Here is a 20,226-nt window from a genome sequence, read left to right on the forward strand (position 1 = left end):
CGTCCTCCGACCGCCAGTGACGACGCCCGCTGTAGACTGGCAGAAAACGCCAGTCAACACCATCGACACAGCAAACATCGTCTCTGCCGGCCTCCCGACTACACAGTCGTTACCAATTACCGCCTTACCGTTCGCCAAACTTGGACCGGAACGCGGCGGGAAGGACGGGACAAGCCAAAAGGCGGTCTTGCCCCTCGCTTGAAGCCGTAAGTACTGTGATTCAGGTATTTAAGCTAGATTAGTTTTCAAGAACCTGTGTAACCGGAGGCGGTCAGAGGTGGAATCTCTGACTGCCGCAGGTGGCTGGGTGAGACTGATTTTCAGTCTATAACGGCTTACTATTCTTGGCTTGATAACGTTTTTTGAACTTTCAACGTTTAACTAAATGAACTAAAGAGAGCTCAACCTAGTATTTTGCTAGGCTGAGCTCTTTTTTATTGGGTTTGAGTTTCTAAGGACAGGTCATTCATGAACGTTAAGAGTAGGTTAGCGTAACTTGGATGATCCGTATTGTCCTTGATTTCTTGTTGAATGGTGCCGAGGTTATTGGTGATGACGCCGTTAACCCCCATGAACATCATTTGGTCGAGGCTGGTAATGTCGTCGATGTCCCAAGCGTAGACGCGCTTGTGTTCACGGCCGGCCTGGTCGATGAAATTATCGTTTAAAGTCGTCGACTCCATGGTGTAGGCGTTGGCCTTGGTTCGAGGGAAGGTTAGGTTGTATGGCATGATATAGCTCACAAATAGTTGGGGATACTTGGTCTTTAAGGTATTCATAATCCCGTAGCTCAGCGTGTGAATCTGTTCGTGATGCGTCAAGATTCGTTGGCCAAATTGCCGGTAGAACCGTTCTGGTAAGTCCTTCGTATCGCCCGAACTCGTCTTGATTTCGATGAGCAATTTTTGGTGATGGCGAATGGCCGTGTTGAGGTAGTCATTAAAACTAGGAATCTTTGCCTGGTAGCCATTTTCCGTGAGCGTGACCCTGGTGAGCTGTTTCAAGGTCATCTTGGATACTGTCCGGTTTAGTCCAGCCAAATTCTTGAGATTGGCATCGTGCATGACCACGAATTGGTGGTCCTTGGTTTCCCGGATATCCATTTCAACGTAATCGGGCTTCTCCTTGCTGGTCTTGACCATCGCGGGGATGGTATTCTGCACGCCGTTGCCGTTATCCACGCCGCGATGGGCAATGGTGAGGGGGGTCGACATGGCGAGACCGTTCAGATAGATCAGGTTAAACCCAACCAATGAGGCACTGATGATTGCCAGCCCAGTGATAACGAGCAGTCGGGTCCGTAACTTGGTCCGGGCGGGTTCATGGAAGCTTAGGAGCATGGTGGGGGTTGGTTGATTGGCCGAGTGACTGCTGAGAATAACCATCATGAACAGAATGGTGGCGTAACAGATGATGAACTCGGTAATGACCTCCATTAGGAAGAGATTGACCGTGGCCCCGGCCAGACCAAAGGGGGTCTTGTCAAAGCCAAGCTGGCCAACATACAGGATGGCATAGATCACGGCCACGGCAATGCTGACCATGATAAAGGTGATGACTAATTTAGAAAAATAGGCCCAGAACCGGCCCCGGGTCCGTTGCCAGCCGATGCGAATGGCGTCATGGCTGTGGTAGTGGTCAATAATCATAAGGGGCAGAACACCAATTAGCCGGGTGCCCACATAGGCGGCCACAAGATAGAACAACCCAAGACAGACGGCCCAGATGGGGTTGGCCATGAGGTAACTGGTAATGAAGGCCGGAATCTTAGCCTTGTTGAGGAGTGGCGTGGTAAAGAGTTCACTCCCGAAAGGAATAATCACAATGAAGTAACCAATAAAGAAGAGAAACGTGCTGGGTGAGGCGCCCGCAATACTGCGGAAGGTATCGTATAGGACGCCACGGGTCGACTGCGGCCGGCCCCGCCGGATATTGGTGACGCCTAGGAGCAGGTACGCAAATTGCCAATAGATCAGGGTGATAATGGCCAACAAGATGAGGAGGAGACCAATAATCGCCAGGGGATGATGGATGGCCATCGATCCCAGGTTGGTATAGGACACATAGGGAATGTCTTGCCAACGCATCAGTTGGGCAACCAGCCAGGTGAAAACGGGAACCGCGATATAACTAATGAGTAGGTTGGTGAGAAAGACCAGGGTGACGTAGCTACCCCAGTGTTGGAAAAAGTGCCGGTTGGCATCTTTCCAGAAGGTCCACGCTTGCATACGACTCAACTCCTTTCGATATAACTAGTTAACCTAACTTTAGCATAAAAATGGGCAGATGCTGGGAGAAATCGTTTGGTTACCGTCATTCAATGGGAGAAGGCGACTTAGATCAGATTTGCTGAAAACAGTTTAGTCTGTTAGTGAAACTATTCACACAAAATTTAAGCGATAAATTTATTATCGTTAATGTATGCGCTTACATTCAAGCTGGTAAAAGAACGCGGCGCATAGGCGTTTTGTCGGGAATTAACTATTTGTGATCTTTTTAACATAAAGTACTTGCGCCATGAAAAATCTGTGATATGATAATATTCGTGAAGAAGTTAACAAGGATTTTTTAAATAAATGGAGGCATAACCATGTTGAAAAATGTGAAAGAGACCACTCCTACCACAGATAATAAAAATGATGAAACCGTTGCGGAAATGATGAACCGTTTAACGAGCAAGGCCCACGATGCTTTATGTGCCATGGATGACTTTACCCAAGAACAAGTTGACCATATTGTTCACCAGATGGCTATCGCCGGCTTAGACCACCACATGGAATTAGCCAAGGCGGCCTTTGAAGAAACTGGCCGTGGCGTTATGGAAGACAAGGCCGTCAAGAACATGTTTGCGACCGAAGAAATCTGGCACTCAATCAAGAATAACAAGACCGTTGGGATCATCAAGGATGACCACGAACGGCAGTTGATTACCGTTGCCGAACCACTCGGGATCTTGGCTGGGGTTACCCCAGTAACGAACCCAACGTCAACGACGCTCTTCAAGTCCCTGATCGCCGTTAAGACGCGGAACCCAATCATCTTTGCCTTTCACCCACAGGCGCAGAAGTCTTCCGTCATGGCCGCTAAGGTTGTCCGGGATGCTGCGATTGCTGCCGGTGCTCCTGAAGGGGTTATCCAGTGGATCGACAAGCCTAGCCTTGAAGCCACGACAGCCTTGATGAATGACCCAATGATTGCCAGTGTCCTGGCAACCGGTGGTCCTGGCATGGTCAAGGCCGCTTACTCAACCGGGAAGCCCGCCCTAGGGGTTGGTCCTGGTAACGGGCCAGCCTACATTGAAAAGTCGGCCAACATCAAGCGCGCCGTCTACGACATCGTCTTATCCAAAACCTTTGATAACGGGATGGTCTGTGCTTCCGAAAACAGTGCCGTTATCGATGCCGCCATTTACGATGACGTTAAGCAAGAAATGCAAGACCGTGGTGTTTTCTTCATTAAAAAGAGTGACCACAAGGCCTTGGCCGATGCCATGTTCCGGCCAGAGGGTGGCGTTAAGGGCCCAATCGCTGGGATGGCCGCAACGAAGATCGCTGATTTAGCTGGGATCAAGGTTCCTGCTAACACCAAGGTCTTGGCTGCCGAAATCTCCGGTGTTGGACCAGATGCACCGTTGTCACAAGAAAAGTTGTCTCCAGTCATTTCCGTCTTCAAGGCGAAGAGCAAGGACGATGCCTTCAAGTTATGTGACGAATTGCTCCACTTCGGTGGGCTGGGTCACACGGCCGGCATCCACACCATGAACGATGACTTGGCAACCGAATTTGGGATTAAGATGAAGGCTAGCCGGGTCTTGGTTAACACGCCTTCCGCCATCGGTGGGATTGGGAACCTTTACAACGAAATGGTGCCATCATTGACCTTAGGTACTGGTTCATGGGGTAAGAACTCCGTGTCTCACAACGTTTCTGCCTTTGACCTCTTGAACATCAAAACTATTGCAAAGCGGCGAAATAACATGCAGTGGATTAAGCTTCCTCGAGTTTACTTTGAAAAGACTTCCGTGCGTTACCTGAACGATATGCCTGGCGTTAAGCGGGTCTTCTTGGTGACCGACCCAGCCATGGTTGAATTGGGTTATATCGACACGGTCTTGAATGAATTGAAGCGTCAACCAAACGGGATCGAATACTCCTTATTCAGTGACGTTGAACCAGATCCAACCACGGACACCGTTAACCGTGGGGTGACGCAAATGCGGATGTTCAAGCCCGACACCATCGTTGCCTTAGGTGGGGGTTCAGCGATGGATGCCGCTAAGAACATGTGGCTCTTCTATGAAGACCCAGATGCTAGCTTCTTCGGTGCTAAGCAAAAGTTCTTGGACATTCGGAAGCGGACCTACAAGTTTAACAAGCCGCACAAGGCCCAATTCGTGGCTATTCCAACGACTTCCGGGACTGGTTCCGAAGTCACACCGTTTGCCGTTATTACGGACTCCAAGACTCACGTGAAGTACCCATTAGCCGACTATGCTCTGACGCCTGACGTTGCAATTGTGGATTCACAATTCATCGAAACGGTGCCTAAGAAGACGGTCGCTTACTCTGGGCTAGACGTCTTAACTCACGCCATCGAATCCTACGTTTCCAACATGGCGTCCGATTACACGCGTCCATGGTCTCTGCAAGCCATCAAGTTGGTTATGGATAACCTGACCGCCTCATACAATGGGGATATCACGGCCCGTGAAGAAATGCATAACGCCTCAACCTTAGCCGGGATGGCCTTTGCCAATGCCTTCCTAGGGGTTGACCACTCGATTGCCCACAAACTGGGTGGCGAGTTTGGCTTACCTCATGGTTTAGCCATTGCCATCACGTTGCCACATGTTATCCGCTACAACTTCAAAGAACCAACGAAGCTGTCCATGTGGCCTAAGTACGACTACTTCAGAGCCGACGAAGACTACGCTCAAATCGCCCGCTTCTTGGGTCTTGAAGGTAGCACGAAGGAAGAACTGAAGGAAGCCTTGGTCCACAAGGTGATTGACTTGGCTCATTCTGTTGGCGTCACGTTAAGCCTGAAGGCTAACGGTGTCGACAAGGCCCACTTCGACCGGACAGTTGACGACTTAGCCGAATTGGCCTTCCAAGACCAATGTACGACTGCCAACCCTAAGGAACCTTTGGTTGCTGAATTGAAGCAAATTATGTTAGATGAATACGATGGCAAAAACGTTGAAAAATAAGGTTTAGCCTGAAAAGCCGGTCCGTTGTGACCGACTTTTTTTGTGGTGTTTCTACTATATTATTAATAGAGGGTTATCCATCATGGGATGAATGGATTACCGGCAGGTTAAATTTGCGGATAAGTGGCCCGTTTTTCCGTGAGATATGCTAAAATTGGTTTTGTGATGGCCGGTGATGCGGTTACATTGCTGGCTGGTAGTCTTGTGTCGTTAGGGAGGAATTAGCTTGCTGCAATCGGAGATTGAAAAGCTACATCCGGACTGGCACGTGATCTTCTACGGAGAAAACGTGGACGAAGTTATCAACTGTGCTAGCTGCGGGAAAGAAGTGAAGTATGGGGAAACCTATACGTCACTGGAACAATTCATTGATGACGGTAGTTTTGGACTATCCGTCTGTGCGGATTGCTATGCTAAGGAATACGCGCGGATGAAAGCCAAAGAAGCCAAAGAATAACGTTAAACTTTTACGGCAGGAGCGTAGGCTCCTGCCGGTTTTTTTGGTTCTAACCCGTAGGCTGAGTCGATTTTTCTTAAAATCACCTCGGCTTGTGGGGCAAAAATCCTTGAGTTTTCAATCATTTTCGCAAATTCTTCGATTTATCATCAAATTTTCATCAAACACGAGAAATTTTTCAAGATATTCGGTGCAAAAATCACCGGAATTTCAGCGCCATTTTCGCTAAAAAGGGTAAAAACGGGCTAATTAAAGCGTTTTATGTTACGGGAACGTAACGATTATTACGGATTGTCATACAGTAATATTTTTCTTAACACTGGCGTAACCTTACCCCAATCTGATTGACACACCCATCAGTTATTCTAATAGCCGTTAAGCAAACAAAGGAGGACATTCATTTCTTATGGATATCAAAAAAGCTTTAGTTACGACTCTTGGGACGGTTGCCGTTGTCGGTGCTGGTCTCTTCGCTACTAACGAAACGGCTAACGCCGACGTTAAGGTTACGGTCAAGCAGGGGGATTCTGTTTGGTCATTGGCTGACAAGTACGATTCATCCGTTAGTGCTATTGAAAAGGCGAACAGCTTAAGCAACAGTAGCTTAATCATGGTTGGTCAAAAGTTGAACGTGCCAAACGACACGAAGACGAAGACCACCACGGCTAGCATTGCTAGCCACAAGACTTACACTAGCCAAGCAACCACGAAGCAAACGACTAGCAGCAACACGACTGCTTCTACGGGCGTTTCTGGTTCAGAAGCCACTGCCAAGGCTTGGATTGCTGGCAAGGAATCCGGCGGTTCTTACACTGCCCGGAACGGCCAATACGTTGGGAAGTACCAATTAAGTTCTTCATACTTGAACGGTGACTACTCAGCTGCGAACCAAGAAAAGGTTGCCAACGCATACGTTAGCTCCCGTTACGGTTCATGGACGGCCGCACAAGCCTTCTGGCAAGCCAACGGCTGGTACTAAACTAAACCAAGTTTAGTAAAGTCAATTCACGTTTAAATCAAGTAGTCCCTCCAGATGCAGGTCTGGAGGGGCTTTTTTTAGATCAGAGCGAGAGCCGGGGCGCCTAGACCCTGAGCATTAACGTCACTAAGTGCCAGACCGGGGGACCCGGTCCGGTGCTTAGTGGGGTTAAGCGGAGGGGGCTGCCCCGGCGAACGCGTTTCGGCGGCCGCAGATGCTTGGGATAGAAACTCGGCGACGGCCTAGATACAAGGCCAAGCAATGATAAGTCACAGGAACTGGAGAAATCAGTATCACTCGAAAGGAAAAATCCAGCAGATCTAAATTGAAGATAAACGACGTTTATCCAAAATGGATTGCGCTTTTTCTAAAAGCATATGGCCCCAAGTCAACCGAAATAAAGCCACCCATCAGAGTGTGGTTAAACGGTTGGGCCTTTTAGAAAGGTCACTGGCCGCTCAACATGGTCGACTACTACCAAAATATAAGTCCATTAATATAGTAGAAACGACCAATAACGCCTGCCAAAATTCGCGCCACAGTCGTGAGACAATACCCCGCGCCGCCGTTTTCATGGAGAAGGGTCGGCAACAAACAGGATGATTTCGAGAAAATAATTGGCAAATAGCAGCTCTGGACAGGGGAAATTGCCGTAAATTACGGAAAAATCACCAAATATCCACCAAAATTCAGAAAAAATCGTCCTTTTTTCCCAATAAATTCGGTCAGTTTCTTTAGAAAAACGCTAGTATTCCGCGGTTTTCGTCACACTAGCGCAACGTAAGGCCGAGAAAACCGCTTAATATTGCAAGGTTATTAACCACATTACGCTTTGTCATTTAAGCCGGTTTTTCTTAATGTGGGCGTAACTCGGCAACAATCCCGGTGTAACCTCCGCAGGTTATGATAGGTCTCGTTAAGTAATTGATAGACAGTTTTACTAATCAAAAGGAGGACATTCATTTTTATGAATATCAAAAAAGTTTTAGTTTCTACATTAGGAACCGCAGCAGTGTTAGGTGCCGGGTTATTCGCAAGCACCACTTCCGCAAACGCCGACGTCCGGGTATCGGTTAAGTCGGGAGACACGGTTGCTAAGATCGCAAACCAATACAACTCCAGCATTTCCGCTATTGAAAGTGCCAACAGCATGAAGAACGTTAACTTAATCTACGTTGGCGAATCCTTGGTCGTTCCTAGCTCAGCTAGCTCGACCGCAAGCACGACTACGACGGCAACGCAATCCACGACGCCTAGTCAATCACCTCAAACCACTTCTAACTACAGCTCAAACAACACGAGCGCTAACTACAGTACCCAATCAACTGGGACCACGAGCTCAGCATCTACGACGAGTTCTAACTCATCTTCTGCTAAGGCTTGGATTGCCAACAAGGAGTCCGGTGGCTCATACTCTGCTCGTAACGGCCAATACGTTGGGAAGTACCAATTGAGCGCTTCATACTTGAATGGTGACTACTCAGCTGCTAACCAGGAAAAGGTTGCCAACTCATACGTAAGTTCTCGTTACGGTTCATGGGCTGCTGCCAAGTCTTTCTGGCAAGCTAACGGCTGGTACTAAGCCGAAATAGTTCATTGAAATAAGTAACTAAAGCGGAAACGACGGTCAAGTCCTCGGGACTTACCGTCGTTTTTTTGTGGTCAAAATGGCTTAGTGGCGGTATTTACGCCGGCTGTTCCCAGCCATTTTGCCGGGATTGGAGTCGGCTGTTACAGCTTTGTAACATTTAGACAATCTGGCTGTAACCTCAAAACGTTATGCTGATCTTAACAAATTCGCTAGGAGGGGAAACTTTTGAAGCTTAAGTCATTATTCATGGTGATCGTCACTTTAATAACGCTTGCCCTGCCCAGCGTCACGGCGATCACTGGCCCGGCCACGACAGCCGAGGCCAGCACCACGACCACCTACGTCTGCACGTTATCTAACAAGGAGAAAAAGGCCAAGGCCTGGATTGCGAAACGTGAATCCGGCGGTAACTACCGGGCCCGTAATGGTCGGTACTATGGTAAATACCAACTGACCGTTTCCATGTTAAAGGGTGACTACAGCAAGGCCAACCAAGAAAAGACAGCCGACCGTTACGCTCATACCCGGTATGGGTCATGGACGAAGGCGAAGGTTCACTGGCTTGGCTACCATTGGTTCTAACTTAAAATTTAACTGATCAAAGCACGTTAGTCGACGAGGACTAACGTGCTTTTTTGATCGGCGGGTAGGGTTACAAGGTCTGATCGGTTAATGGATGACGCTTCAAGACCAGATGGAACTTGAGAATAATGAGAAGGTTAAAACCAACGGTCATGGCAATCGTCATGATCCAGGCACCAGGCAGGCTAAGGTTCGTTGAAATTGCCGACCGAAGAAGCTGGATCAGGTAAGTCATGGGTAACCAAGGGTTGAGAAACTTGGCGACGGGACTGATGAGTGGCAGTGGGTAGAGGCCGCCGGAGCTGGCGAGTTGGGCAACCAGCACGATGGATATGAGCCAGGTCCCAAAGCCACCCAGCAGGAGGCGGAGGCAAAAGATGAGTGAGAGGAACAGGAGCGAACCGATGAGGATGGTGGCAAACAGCCCAAGCTGCGACCGTACGGTGAGACCGTTCATTTGGCGGAGAGTGGCGTAGAGCAGAAGACTTTGAATCACGGCAACACCGCCGATGATGGCCGCCTTACTTCCCCACCAGGTAATGGCTAATGTGGGTTGACGATAAGTGCGGCGGCCATCGTACATCGTCCCGAGGGCGATGCCGCCGACGTATAGGCCAATCGCAATGGCAAAGGGGGCCATACCGGTGCCGTTGTTGGGAACGCTGGCGATATCGTGGATGTCGGCAGTCACCGGCCTTGCAATCGCGACAGCGTTTGCGGATTGGGTATGAATGACTTGAAGATGACGACTTCCTTGGGCAAGAGCTTGTTGAGAAGTTTCGGCACCGATGGTCAGGCGATTTAGCCCGGTTTGGATCGCTGTGAGGCCCGTGGTAAGTCCGGCATTATTGGCTGAAGACGTGGCCCGTTGCATTTTTAACGTCCCAGCCGTTAATGCGGCACCGCCCTGAACTAATTGTTGACTACCAGTGGCAGCGGTTTGCATGCCGATGGTCGTTTTATGCAGGGTGTTCAGCAGAACCTGGGTATCCGTTTGGGTGACGGCCCGGTTGATATTGGCCGTGATAGAGGTGGTCATACCCGTCGTGATCTTTGAAACAATGAAGTTAGTGCCTGAGTTAAGGTCATAGTGTAATCGCAAGGTCTTGGGCCGCCGAGTTAGCAGCGTGGCGGCATTCTCAGAGAAGTCTTTTGGGATGGTCAGAACCATGTAGAGTTGACCACGCTTTAGCCGCCGATGGGCCGTTGTTTCACTAAGGGCTTTGAAGTCGAGGCTAGCGGAATGAGTTAACTGGTGCGTGAGTGTTTGACCTAGGGTGAGTCGGTGGCCATTGGTCGTGACCGGTCGATCGCGATTGACCACGGCGACGGGGATATTATCGACGTGGCCGTAGGTGTTCCACATGGAAGAGAGATAGAGATAACAGTAAATTGCTGGGATGATCGCAATCATCAGTAGGACGGCAACGATCATTTTATGTTGGCGGAGGAACCGCCATTCGCTAGCTAGCATGTTAAAAACCACCTTTCGAATGAACAACCTGTTGATTGAACGTCTACAGAATACCGAGTCACATTGATTGGGACAATCAACAACTTGGCGGATTCTGTGGGTCATAAACGGTGAGAATTTTGCGGTGAGGACGGTTAGCGGTGCTTAGTCAGCTGATATAACTAGCGACAGTCCCGGAAGAAGTGTTGATTGTGTTTGGCGAGAAAAAGTTATTAAATGGCCAGTAAATCAACAAACTGTTCAGGGAGGGAAAATAATGGATGCTAATAGGAAACGTCTAAACACCGAGATTAAAATTCAGCGGGCCTTTATTCAGTTAATCAATGAAGAGGGGTTTGAACGCCTGACGGTTCAACAGTTAACCCATCTGGCGGGCATCAATCGGGGGACATTCTACCTGCACTATTTGGATAAATTCGACCTGTTGACCCATTACGAAGAGGGAATGTTGGCCGAGATTGCCGGAATTTTTCAACATTACCCTAAACCCACGGTGGATGACTCGCCGGATCACAATGCCTTTTGGGAGCTCTTCCGGGTCCTGTACCGGGAACGTGACTTGGCGGTCGCTTTATTAAAGAGTGCCGACTCGTCCTTGGGCACACGGGTTAAGGCTCTGATTATTCAGGTCATTGGTCGGCCAGCCAAGACGGCGGTTCCGGCGGCCTATGCGCAAGAGATTGTGGCCCAGGGAATTCTGGACTTCTTTAATTACTGGCTGACCCGGACGCCGGTTGATTCGCCGGAACGAGCCTACCAGATCTTTCGCGCGAGTCGGTCTTTGGCCCCCAATCAATTGTCTTTAAGCGACACCAAAAAGAGTGGTTAGTCTTAAGGGAAACCGGCTGCTATTTGGTGAACGCTTCGACCATATGAGGGGATAACAAAAGAGCCTGGGATGTTGCCCCAGACTCTTTAATTTTGTGCGTAAAACCGCCCAATGATAGGGTAGCACGCACCGGTTAGCCTTAACTTAAGGATGGTCTTAAGCCTTTCTGAAACACTGTGTCGATTCGGTAAAGACCGTGACAGTTTGTCATGAACTTTACTTGAGTTTAACGTAGCGGTAACCCAGACCTCATCGAATTGAGACATTGCGGCGGTAAGCTATGGTCAATTCGAAAGGGAGGAACCATTGATGATTAAGAAAATTATTATCACCACGTTAAGTACCGCTGCCGTTTTACTTGCAGGCATCGGCGCCTCCAGCGTGACTGCTAATGCCAGCACTTATCGCGGGCAAGCACCACGGATCACTCATGATCAACCACAAACTTCAACTTACAGTCAAACCAATTATGGCACGACAAAGCAGACCAACGCCGCTAGTTCAAATACCAGTAGTCAGGCGACTAGCGCGACCATCAGCGTGGCACAGTTTGAGTCGCAAGGGGTCGTGTACCTGAACGGTAACAAGTGGACCTATTACTCCGGTAGTACCACGGCCGACGGAACGTCGATTAGTGCTAGCGGGTTAGACGCCAATGGCTATCGCATCGTTGCCGCTCCGGCCGGCATCCCCTTTGGCACCAAGATCATGACGCCATTAGGCATGGGCGTCGTGCATGACCGGGGAACGGCCATTACCGGTAACCATTACGACGTCGTCATTTAACCACCAGCTTTCCCCAAGGAACATCCCTTCGCTTCAAATAAAAGCCACCCGTTCGACCGGCATGTCCGGCATAACGGGTGGCTTTTTGTGTTCGTGTTAGTAGGCTGGGGGAGCCAACATGGTTAGCATACCTGAGCCAGGATTGGAATGCGAGAATTATTAACCTGTACTAATTCGGCCGATAATCATCGACCGGTCCGATTGCCTAATCGCATTAGGAACTAGCCGGGTTAGTTATTTGCTTATTAGCGCATTTGTAAATCGCGCCGGCGATAGCCAACCCAACCGCTGATGATGAGCACGATGGCCAGGCCGGTCATCCAACTAAAGGTGGTCCAGTTCATGGCGTGTAAGGGAACTCGTAGCATCCAACCGGCGGGAGTGAGTTGCTTTACCCAGCCGGGTAACTTTAGAAGGCTGCCCATGTAGACACTGATGAATCCCAAGGCCAGGTAGGCCCAGCTGAGCGTCTTCAAACGTGGCCAGCAACCAACCAGTAAGGTGCTGATGGCCAGGAAGACCCAGATCTCTGGGAGTTGGGCCGCAACACCGTGCCAAAATTCCGTGGCACTAATCCCGTCTTGGACGTGCGTCAGGCTGGCGTCACCCATGACCACGATCCCGCCCAGACCACCAATGTAGGCTAGGGTGGACGTGAGGTAGGCCATACCCAGGTGACTGAACAGCAGGGTGGTCCGGCTGAGTGGTCGGGCATACAACGCCTCCAACCAACCCCGGGTTTCATCGGTGTGTAGCTTTAAGATGAGCTGCATACCGGGGATGGTGGCCACGGCAGCCATGACGATGGCGAGCAGTGACGTGAAGCTCAGCAAGACCTGATGATTGGCTTCATGGACCATGGTTGACCCAAAGACCTGTTGCATCGTGGGATTGGTCTTGAGAATGTCCCCGATGGTATTGAAGACCGTCCCATAGGCAATCCCAAAGATCATTACTGCCAGTAACCAGGCGATGATCACGTTACGCTCACGGCGCCAGAGCAGAGAGACCGGGCCACGAAGAAAGGCGGACGCCGTTCTTCGTCCGGGTCGGGTTGTGATGGCACCGGCACCGAGGTCCCGGCGATCGTTGAGACGAAAGGCCAGACTCAACAGGATTAGGCCGGTTAACAGGCTGAGCCAAATCGGTGTCCAGTTGGCCGCGTTATAGGGGGCGAGCTTCTCCACCCAGCCCATCGGTGACCACCAGGTGAGCTTGGGGTTTTGCACGTCCGTGATCATCCGCGCCAGATAACTGATGCCAAACAGGGCGTAGGCGAGACCCGTTGCACTCGCGGAATGGTCGGCGAGCTGGGCCGTCAGCAGGCCCAGCAGGCCAAATAACAGGCCGGTGGTTGCGAGGCCAATGCCAATGAGCCAATTGCCCTCGGTGGTGGCCCCAGGCATATTGGCCGCCGTCAATCCTACACTGTACAGGACTCCTAGCAGGCCATTCACGATGACCAGCTCGAGCGTGGCCGCCCCCAGGGGTGCCAAGGTGCCTACGGCGTGTGATCGAATCAGTTCGGTAATACCCAAGTCCTCTTCGCCGCGGGTGGCGTGCACGCTAAGGGCGAGGTTCATGACGACCTGAATCAGTCCCATGAAGAGTAACATTTCATTCGCAAAGATTTCGGCGGTTGTCACTTTTCCCTTGAAGGAGAACGCGCCAAACATGGCAACGATCCCAGGGCTAGCGAGGGTGCCCTTGATGGCCGCAATTTCGGATTGGGTCCCGTAGATGTCTTCGAATTTCCAGGCGACACTGGCCATGAGCGCCGCTAATAAGATGATCCACATCAAAATACGGAAGCGATCCCGCCGCAGGTTGAGGCGGGTTAACTGCCCTAAACGTCCAAAACGAGTCATGGCGCTCACTCCTTTCCGGTGTAGTAGTGCATGAAGAGATCTTCCAGCGTCGGTGGTGTGCTTTGCAGGGCTTCAACCTGGTGTTGGGCCAGCGTCGTCATGACCTGGCTGAGTTCTTTATCTTCAACGGCAAATTGCCACTCGTTAGGGTGTTGACCAGCGGTGACGCCGTGAACGCCGGCAAGTTCGGTAACGTCGAAGGCATCCCCGAGGGTGACCGTGACCATGGTCCGGGTCAGGTGACGCATCTCGGCCAGGCTACCGGTCTCGATGATTTTTCCCTCGCGGATGATGCCGATACGGTCACACATCCGTTCAACTTCAGAGAGAATGTGGCTGGATAGGAGGACGGCCTTGCCGTGTTGCTTGAGATCGAGGACGGCCTCCTGGAAGAGACGCTCGTTCAAGGGATCGAGCCCAGAGGTTGGCTCGTCAAAGATATAGAAGTCGGCGTCTTGGGAGAAGGCGGCGATGAGGGCCACCTTTTGCCGATTTCCCTTGGAATAGGTGCGGGCCTTCTTGGTCGGGTCCAGGCCGAAGCGTCGAATGAGGTCATCGGTCTTGGCTGTGTGGCGAGCGCCGTTTAGTTTGAGCAGGAGATCGATGATTTCCCCACCGGTTAGGTTCGGCCAGAGATAAACGTCGCCCGGCACGTAGGCGAGCCGTTGATGAATCGCGACGCTATCGGACCAGACGTCCTGACCAAATATTTTGGCATGGCCGCCGCTGGCTCGAATCAGGCCTAGCAAGACGCGAATGGTGGTCGACTTACCGGCACCGTTGGGGCCGATGAAGCCGAAGACCTCGCCGGGCTGGACGGTAAAGGTAATGTCTTTCAAGGCCTGGAAATGGCCAAATTTCTTTTGTAAATGAGTGATTTCTAGTACAGGGTTGGTCGTCATTAAAATCCCCTCCTCACAAGTTTAAAATCGCTATCATCGTAAGCCTGGGGATCGGCAAAGTCAACAAAAAGTGAACTTTCTTTACGAAATAGTTCACTAAAATTAAAAACGCGGCTTGATTGCGGTATGCTAAAATAAAGACTGGTAAAGGTGGTGGCAAGAATGGCAACGAATCAGGAACGGAAGCGACGTCAACGCCTAGGCATCATGACGGCCGCGCAGACTTTGTTTGTCCGGGATGGCTTCAAGGCCACCCATATCGCGACGGTTGCGGCCGAGGCGAACGTGTCTCAGGTGACGCTATATAAATACTTTGATAGCAAGCTGGATCTCGGCCGGGCGGTGGTTGTCAAGATGATTGCGGATGGCTACCGGGACTTTCAACGGATGGTCGATGACTCCGAACAGAGTTTTCCGGACCTCATTCGACTGATGATGCGGACGAAGGTCAGCCTGAGTGATCACATGAGTGGGGACTTTTATCAATTTGTCATTGATGAAATGGGCGGCAAGACCGGGAATCATCTGGTCAAGGACGCCTATGAGGCTGGTAAACGTGACTTTTGGGATGATTTCGTTGCCCGGGGCCGCGCGGCCGGAATGATTAACCCGGATATCTCGAATGAGGCGCTCTTGCACTTCCTGTCGATGTACGTGGATTACTTCAGTACTGCCAATATTCCATCCGGCGAGTATCAAACCATTGTGGACCAGTTGATGCACCTGTTTTTCTACGGGTTCATTGGGGCCCCCCACGCGCCTTACCAATCGACTGAGGAGGATGACAAATGACAGCATCAGCAGTATTAGCAAAGGTCCGGGCTTTTTCCCAATCTAAAATGGGGGACGACGAGACCGGTCACGGATTCGATCACATTCAACGGGTGGTCGGCCTAGCCGATCACATCAGTCGGTCTTATCCGGAGGCGGACTACGTGTTAACCATCACGGCCGCTTACCTCCACGATGTGATCGATGAAAAATTGGTGGCGGATACGGTCGCCGCCAGTGACGAGGTTCGGCAGTTCCTGGGGGACCAAGGTTTAACCACCGACCAGATTGACACGGTCTTCCTGATTATGGACAACATGTCCTACCACAAGACGTTGGACGGGACGGCCAAGCCGTTACCCCTCGAAGGGCAGATTGTCCAAGACGCCGATCGCCTCGATGCTATCGGTGCCATTGGTATTTCACGGGCGATTTACTTTGGGGGCCACTTCGGCGAAAAGATTTACGATCCGGCCGTGAAGCCCCGGACGGAAATGACGCATGCTGAATACCGAAATCTGGACAACGAAACCATCATTAATCATTTCTATGAAAAATTATTAACGCTAAAGGATCTGATGAATACCGAGGCGGCTAAGCAGTTGGCCGAGCATCGGCAACAGGTCATGTTAGACTTTCTGGCCGAATATAAGGCCGAATGGAACGCGGACGCTTAGGCGCCGCGTTTTTATTTGGCCATGTAACCGCTTCGATCATAATTGACTGATGCATTTTGGTTACAATGCCGGTATGATTGACTGTAATGACCTTTTTGAAAGTGAGATGTAAATGTGAGTCAAGCAAACACAAATCCTGATAAGGTGCCCGGGAAAAATCTGGTGGCAATCATTGCGGTTGCCTTAATGGCCTTCATGGGAATTTTGGTAGAAACTTCTATGAACGTGACGTTCCCAACGCTCATGAAGACGATGCACGTCTCACTGAGTACGGTGCAGTGGATTACCACTGGGTACCTGTTGACGGTGGCCCTATTGATGATTACCTCGGCCTTTTTGAAACAACGCTTCACCAATCGCCAGCTCTTCGTTGCCGGTGCTTTGGTATTTATGTTAGGTGACCTAATTTGTGCGCTCGCACCTAACTTTTGGATTCTCTTGTTCGGTCGGTTGATCCAGGCTGGCTGTGCCGGACTTGCCATTCCACTGATGTTCAACGTGGTCATGGAGAGCGTTCCGCGTTCGCGGCTCGGTTTTTATATGGGGATGGCGGGATTAATCCTGATGATTGCCCCGGCTAGCGGGCCAACCTTCGGGGGCATCATGGTGTCGTTAGCCGACTGGCGAATGATCTTTTGGTCAACGCTACCGGTTGAGGCCATCATCCTGTTCTTCGGGGTCCTGACGATTCAGCAGTTCGATCCCGTTCAAAAGATTCGCTTCGACTGGTTGCAGTTTGGCCTGCTTGCGGTAGCCTTTATTAGTTTCACACTAGGGGTTAACAGTCTTAGCACGGCTGGCCTTCTGAGCTGGCAATTTCTTGGTGGCGTCATCCTGGCCTTGCTCACGATCTGGCTGTACATCAGAGTGTCGAAGCGCAGTGATCGGCCGTTACTTCGCCTGGAAATCTTTAAGAACCCGGTCTTCACGTTTAGCTTTTTTGCCTACGTGGTCCTGCAATTCTGTAATATTGGGATTAACTTTGCGTTGCCAAATTACGCGCAGATTGTCGTTGGGGCAACGTCACTGATCGGGGGCATGATGCTCCTGCCAGGAAGCCTAATTACGGCGGTTCTGCAACCCTGGTTTGGCCATTTGCTGGACGCCCATGGGGCCCGGCTACCCATCCTGTTTGGGAGTAGTCTCTTCTCGCTCGCAGCCGCGGGATTCATGATACTGGGACAACACTTAACGGTCTTAGTGATTGCGATTCTCTATATGCTGTTCAGTGTCGGTCGGTCGATGGCCTTCAGTAATACGCTGACTAATGGGTTGAAGGAAGTTGACCTGAGCCAACGGGCCGATGCCAACGCCATCTACAATACCGGTCAACAGTTTGCGGGTTCCTTGGGGACCACCGTCTTGGCCGCCTTGATGTCTGCCGTCAAGATTCATGGCATGAGCTATGCCCACGAGACCGCGGTGGGAAGTCAGTTAGCCTTCGGGTTAATCTTTGTGCTCAGTGCCCTGAACTTTGTCTTCTACCTTATAGCCTTTAAGCATCAAAAAAACGATAAATAGAAAAAACCGTTTCGATTATCTGAAAAATCAGACAGTCGAAACGGTTTTATTTTCGAATAAATATTTTGATTGAATTGATGATTAAATTAGTGACTCATGTAACCGGAGGGAGCCAGGGTTTCAGGCTGGAAGCGACCCCACAGCAGGTGGTTTCCCTGGCACCCGTAGGTTATCATTTTTTAGTGATATTTGATCTGCAAAGCGAGTCGTACCAGCAGGTTGGTGACCAGCGAGACCAGCAGCGAATAGCTGAGAATGACGGCCAACAGAATGATGCCGGCCGTGATCACGGTCAGAAAGCCACTGGCCAGATTGAAGAGTGACAGCAGAACGGTAATGACCACGTTAATCACGATGAAGCCGATCAGGCCAATCCGAGAATTGGCGAAGTCGGCGGTGCTGAGATCGAAGCCACCAATACTGATATTTAAGGATAAGAGGAGCATGATGCCCCAACGAATCCAGGGATGATTATCGTTGCCGAGCGCCCGGAAGAAGCCATTCCAGTCCAGGTTAAAGGGGTTGGCGATGAGCGTCAGCATGCCGTTAAAAAGGCTCGGAATTAGTCCGGCCGTCAGGGCCAACAGCAACAGGGCACAACCAAATATCGGCGCGATGCCAATGAAGAGGTTACCGATGACCTGGTACCAGTTGCGTTGATTCCACGTATGATTCACGTAGCCGAGGGCCAGGTCGGGCTGGCCATCCGCACCGACTCGGTCGGGATGGGGCCGGCGTAGCAGGCTAATCCGGTCGATGCGATGGCCGAAGAGAATCGCCGTGATCAGGTGGCTGAGTTCATGGCAAAAGATGCCGATGAAGCCCAAGTAGAACTCACTGTTGACCCCGAAGCCATTGGCCAGGATCTTCTTGGTATCCCGGTTTAAATACGTTAATAACGTCACAAAAACGAAGGGAATGACCAGTAAGTCTAACCCGACGATCCCTAAGTTTTTAAAAATCAGACTGAGGTCTGTGTTCATCCAGCTACTCCAACAGGTCGGCAAACGTGCCGTGAACCAACGTGGCCAGGTCCGTGGCATCGACCTCTACCGACCGGCCAATCTGACCGGAAGAAACCAGGATTTGGCCCTGTTCTTGAGCCGTTTTATCGAGATAGATCGGGAACTGATTCTTTTCCCAAATACCGACGGGCGTGTTAGCACCATGTTCGTATCCGGTGGTCTTGACCAGGTCCTTTAGGGGAACCATATTAACCTTTTTGTTGCCCGAAACCTTGGCCAGTTTTTTCTCATCTAAATGCTCATCGATGGGCAATACGCCGACAACGGGACCGGTGGTATTACCACTGAGGACCAGGGTCTTGTAAATGTGATGTTCATCGACCGCTTCGTGGTCGACCTCCATTTGAGCCACGTCGCCTTCGGTATGGGTGGCGAATTCGAATTGCTTGTAGGCGATCTTGTTCTTATCTAGAATTTGTTCGACAAGGGTCTTGTGGAGACGCTTGCCCTTTTTCTTTTTTGCCATGAGACTCACCTTTCAAAGTAAAGTTATTGGATTAACAGCGATCCAACAGCCCGTAATTGATTCGCCGGCTAAATTGGATCGGTCTTAAAAAATAAATGGAACGGTTGTTTGTTCAGAAAAGCAGACACCACTCGGAAAACCTGTTATACTCTATCACAGTGCAAGTCTAGTTGAAGAGTTATGAGGAGATATCATGGCAGATTTAGTCTATCGAAAAGTGATGCGGGACTTAAAACAACGGATCCATCAGAATGAATTCCCCAATAAACGTCTCCCCGATGAGCGGAGCCTGAGTGAAGCTTACGACGTCAGTCGGAGCTCCGTTAAGCGCGCCCTCAATGTTTTGGCTAACCAAGGCATTATTTTTAAAAAACGGGGATCGGGGACCTTCATTAACCCATTATATATGAAAAACCAAACAATTTTTCAATATGAGGGGTCTAATTTAGGAATTACTGACAGTATGAAGTCTGCCGGCAATACGCCTGGGATTCGGTTACTGAAGTTTGATGTGGTTCCTGCCAGTAAGGAAATCCAGCAGGATCTCTTTCTAAGCGAAGGCGACTTCGTCTACGAGATCAAGCGATTACGGTTGATTGACGACAAGCCGTTCATGATCGAAACGGGGTATATTCCCATTAAGATTGCCCCAAATCTCTCACAAAAGATTGTGACCGATTCCATCTTCAATTATTTAGAAACGCAGGGGAAGGTCGTCACCAAGTCCTTCATGTCGATTCAAGCACAGCCATCAACCGCCGAAGACCAGGAACTCCTGGACCTGAAGCCAGTTGAACCGGTTGGCATCATGGAAGGCGTCTTCTTCCTGGATGACGGCACGCCGTTTGAGGTTTCTAACATGCGACTCCACTATCAATATTTGAACTATAACACCTTTGTCTCACTTGATGAAGAATAGGCAACAAGCAGTGATTACCGAGCGGTAGTCACTTTTTTATTGGTCTAAAATTGGTATGGCAATGACGATAGTCACTAATGGACCATTTAAAATATTGGTCTAGTTTATCTTGTTATGAATAAAGAAAAATTAAAGAAAAACAACGCTGTTTAGTCGCAATTGTCCGTTAA

At 50.2% G+C, this 20,226-nt stretch carries 17 protein-coding genes; 11 read left to right on the forward strand and 6 right to left on the reverse strand.

Annotated features, from left to right (window positions below):
- Positions 1-434: 434 nt before the first annotated feature.
- Positions 435-2,228, reverse strand: a complete 1,794-nt coding sequence (locus tag EKM96_RS08110; protein ID WP_125642320.1) for a glycerophosphoryl diester phosphodiesterase membrane domain-containing protein — start codon at positions 2,226-2,228, stop codon at positions 435-437.
- Between the two features lie 362 nt (positions 2,229-2,590).
- On the opposite strand from EKM96_RS08110, the gene adhE reads away from it, so the two are divergent.
- The 5 genes from adhE (at position 2,591) to EKM96_RS08135 (ending at position 8,818) form a co-directional block, all read left to right on the forward strand.
- Complete coding sequence (adhE, locus tag EKM96_RS08115; RefSeq protein ID WP_125642323.1) at positions 2,591-5,209, forward strand: bifunctional acetaldehyde-CoA/alcohol dehydrogenase; 2,619 nt, start codon at positions 2,591-2,593, stop codon at positions 5,207-5,209.
- Positions 5,210-5,435: 226 nt separating this feature from the next.
- Positions 5,436-5,666, forward strand: coding sequence for a hypothetical protein (locus EKM96_RS08120; protein WP_125642326.1), 231 nt, complete (start codon positions 5,436-5,438; stop codon positions 5,664-5,666).
- A 406-nt stretch (positions 5,667-6,072) separates the two neighbouring features.
- Positions 6,073-6,645 (forward strand): aggregation-promoting factor, encoded by a 573-nt coding sequence (gene apf, locus EKM96_RS08125; RefSeq protein ID WP_125642329.1) that lies wholly within the window; start codon positions 6,073-6,075, stop codon positions 6,643-6,645.
- Positions 6,646-7,612: 967 nt separating this feature from the next.
- Complete coding sequence (gene apf / locus EKM96_RS08130; protein ID WP_125642331.1) at positions 7,613-8,227, forward strand: aggregation-promoting factor; 615 nt, start codon at positions 7,613-7,615, stop codon at positions 8,225-8,227.
- Positions 8,228-8,461: 234 nt separating this feature from the next.
- Complete coding sequence (locus EKM96_RS08135; protein ID WP_125642334.1) at positions 8,462-8,818, forward strand: aggregation-promoting factor C-terminal-like domain-containing protein; 357 nt, start codon at positions 8,462-8,464, stop codon at positions 8,816-8,818.
- A gap of 70 nt (positions 8,819-8,888) precedes the next feature.
- Here EKM96_RS08135 and EKM96_RS08140 read toward each other — a convergent pair whose 3' ends face one another.
- On the reverse strand, positions 8,889-10,292 hold the full coding sequence (locus EKM96_RS08140; protein ID WP_125642337.1) for a YhgE/Pip family protein: 1,404 nt from the start codon (positions 10,290-10,292) through the stop codon (positions 8,889-8,891).
- Between the two features lie 256 nt (positions 10,293-10,548).
- On the opposite strand from EKM96_RS08140, the gene EKM96_RS08145 reads away from it, so the two are divergent.
- Positions 10,549-11,121: a TetR/AcrR family transcriptional regulator gene (locus EKM96_RS08145; RefSeq protein WP_125642340.1), complete on the forward strand. Its 573-nt coding sequence runs from the start codon at positions 10,549-10,551 to the stop codon at positions 11,119-11,121.
- Positions 11,122-11,430: 309 nt separating this feature from the next.
- A complete protein-coding gene (locus EKM96_RS08150) occupies positions 11,431-11,907 on the forward strand; it encodes a hypothetical protein (protein WP_125642342.1) in 477 nt (158 codons plus the stop codon).
- 245 nt (positions 11,908-12,152) lie between these two features.
- On the opposite strand, the gene EKM96_RS08155 is transcribed toward EKM96_RS08150, so the two are convergent.
- On the reverse strand, positions 12,153-13,775 hold the full coding sequence (locus tag EKM96_RS08155) for an ABC transporter permease (RefSeq protein ID WP_125642345.1): 1,623 nt from the start codon (positions 13,773-13,775) through the stop codon (positions 12,153-12,155).
- 5 nt (positions 13,776-13,780) lie between these two features.
- On the reverse strand, positions 13,781-14,677 hold the full coding sequence (locus tag EKM96_RS08160; RefSeq protein ID WP_125642348.1) for an ABC transporter ATP-binding protein: 897 nt from the start codon (positions 14,675-14,677) through the stop codon (positions 13,781-13,783).
- 162 nt (positions 14,678-14,839) lie between these two features.
- Between EKM96_RS08160 and EKM96_RS08165 the strand changes: the two genes are divergently transcribed.
- The 3 genes from EKM96_RS08165 (at position 14,840) to EKM96_RS08175 (ending at position 17,646) form a co-directional block, all read left to right on the forward strand.
- Positions 14,840-15,469 carry a TetR/AcrR family transcriptional regulator gene (locus tag EKM96_RS08165; protein WP_125642351.1) on the forward strand — a complete coding sequence of 210 codons (630 nt, stop codon included), beginning with the start codon at positions 14,840-14,842 and terminating at the stop codon, positions 15,467-15,469.
- The gene (locus tag EKM96_RS08170) at positions 15,466-16,125 is read left to right on the forward strand and encodes an HD domain-containing protein (RefSeq protein ID WP_125642354.1); all 660 of its coding nucleotides are present in this window, start codon (positions 15,466-15,468) and stop codon (positions 16,123-16,125) included. The genes EKM96_RS08165 and EKM96_RS08170 overlap by 4 nt, the downstream gene beginning before the upstream one ends.
- Positions 16,126-16,311: 186 nt before the next feature.
- On the forward strand, positions 16,312-17,646 hold the full coding sequence (locus EKM96_RS08175) for an MFS transporter (protein WP_125642420.1): 1,335 nt from the start codon (positions 16,312-16,314) through the stop codon (positions 17,644-17,646).
- Positions 17,647-17,825: 179 nt separating this feature from the next.
- Here the strand turns inward: EKM96_RS08175 and EKM96_RS08180 are convergent, their stop codons facing one another.
- Complete coding sequence (locus EKM96_RS08180; protein ID WP_125642356.1) at positions 17,826-18,629, reverse strand: hypothetical protein; 804 nt, start codon at positions 18,627-18,629, stop codon at positions 17,826-17,828.
- 4 nt (positions 18,630-18,633) lie between these two features.
- Complete coding sequence (gene ybaK / locus EKM96_RS08185) at positions 18,634-19,137, reverse strand: Cys-tRNA(Pro) deacylase (RefSeq protein WP_125642359.1); 504 nt, start codon at positions 19,135-19,137, stop codon at positions 18,634-18,636.
- A gap of 193 nt (positions 19,138-19,330) precedes the next feature.
- On the opposite strand from ybaK, the gene EKM96_RS08190 reads away from it, so the two are divergent.
- Positions 19,331-20,056 (forward strand): GntR family transcriptional regulator, encoded by a 726-nt coding sequence (locus EKM96_RS08190; protein WP_125642362.1) that lies wholly within the window; start codon positions 19,331-19,333, stop codon positions 20,054-20,056.
- Positions 20,057-20,226: the final 170 nt, after the last annotated feature.

Source organism: Levilactobacillus tangyuanensis (assembly GCF_003946545.1).
GTDB classification, from domain to species: Bacteria; Bacillota; Bacilli; order Lactobacillales; family Lactobacillaceae; genus Levilactobacillus; species Levilactobacillus tangyuanensis.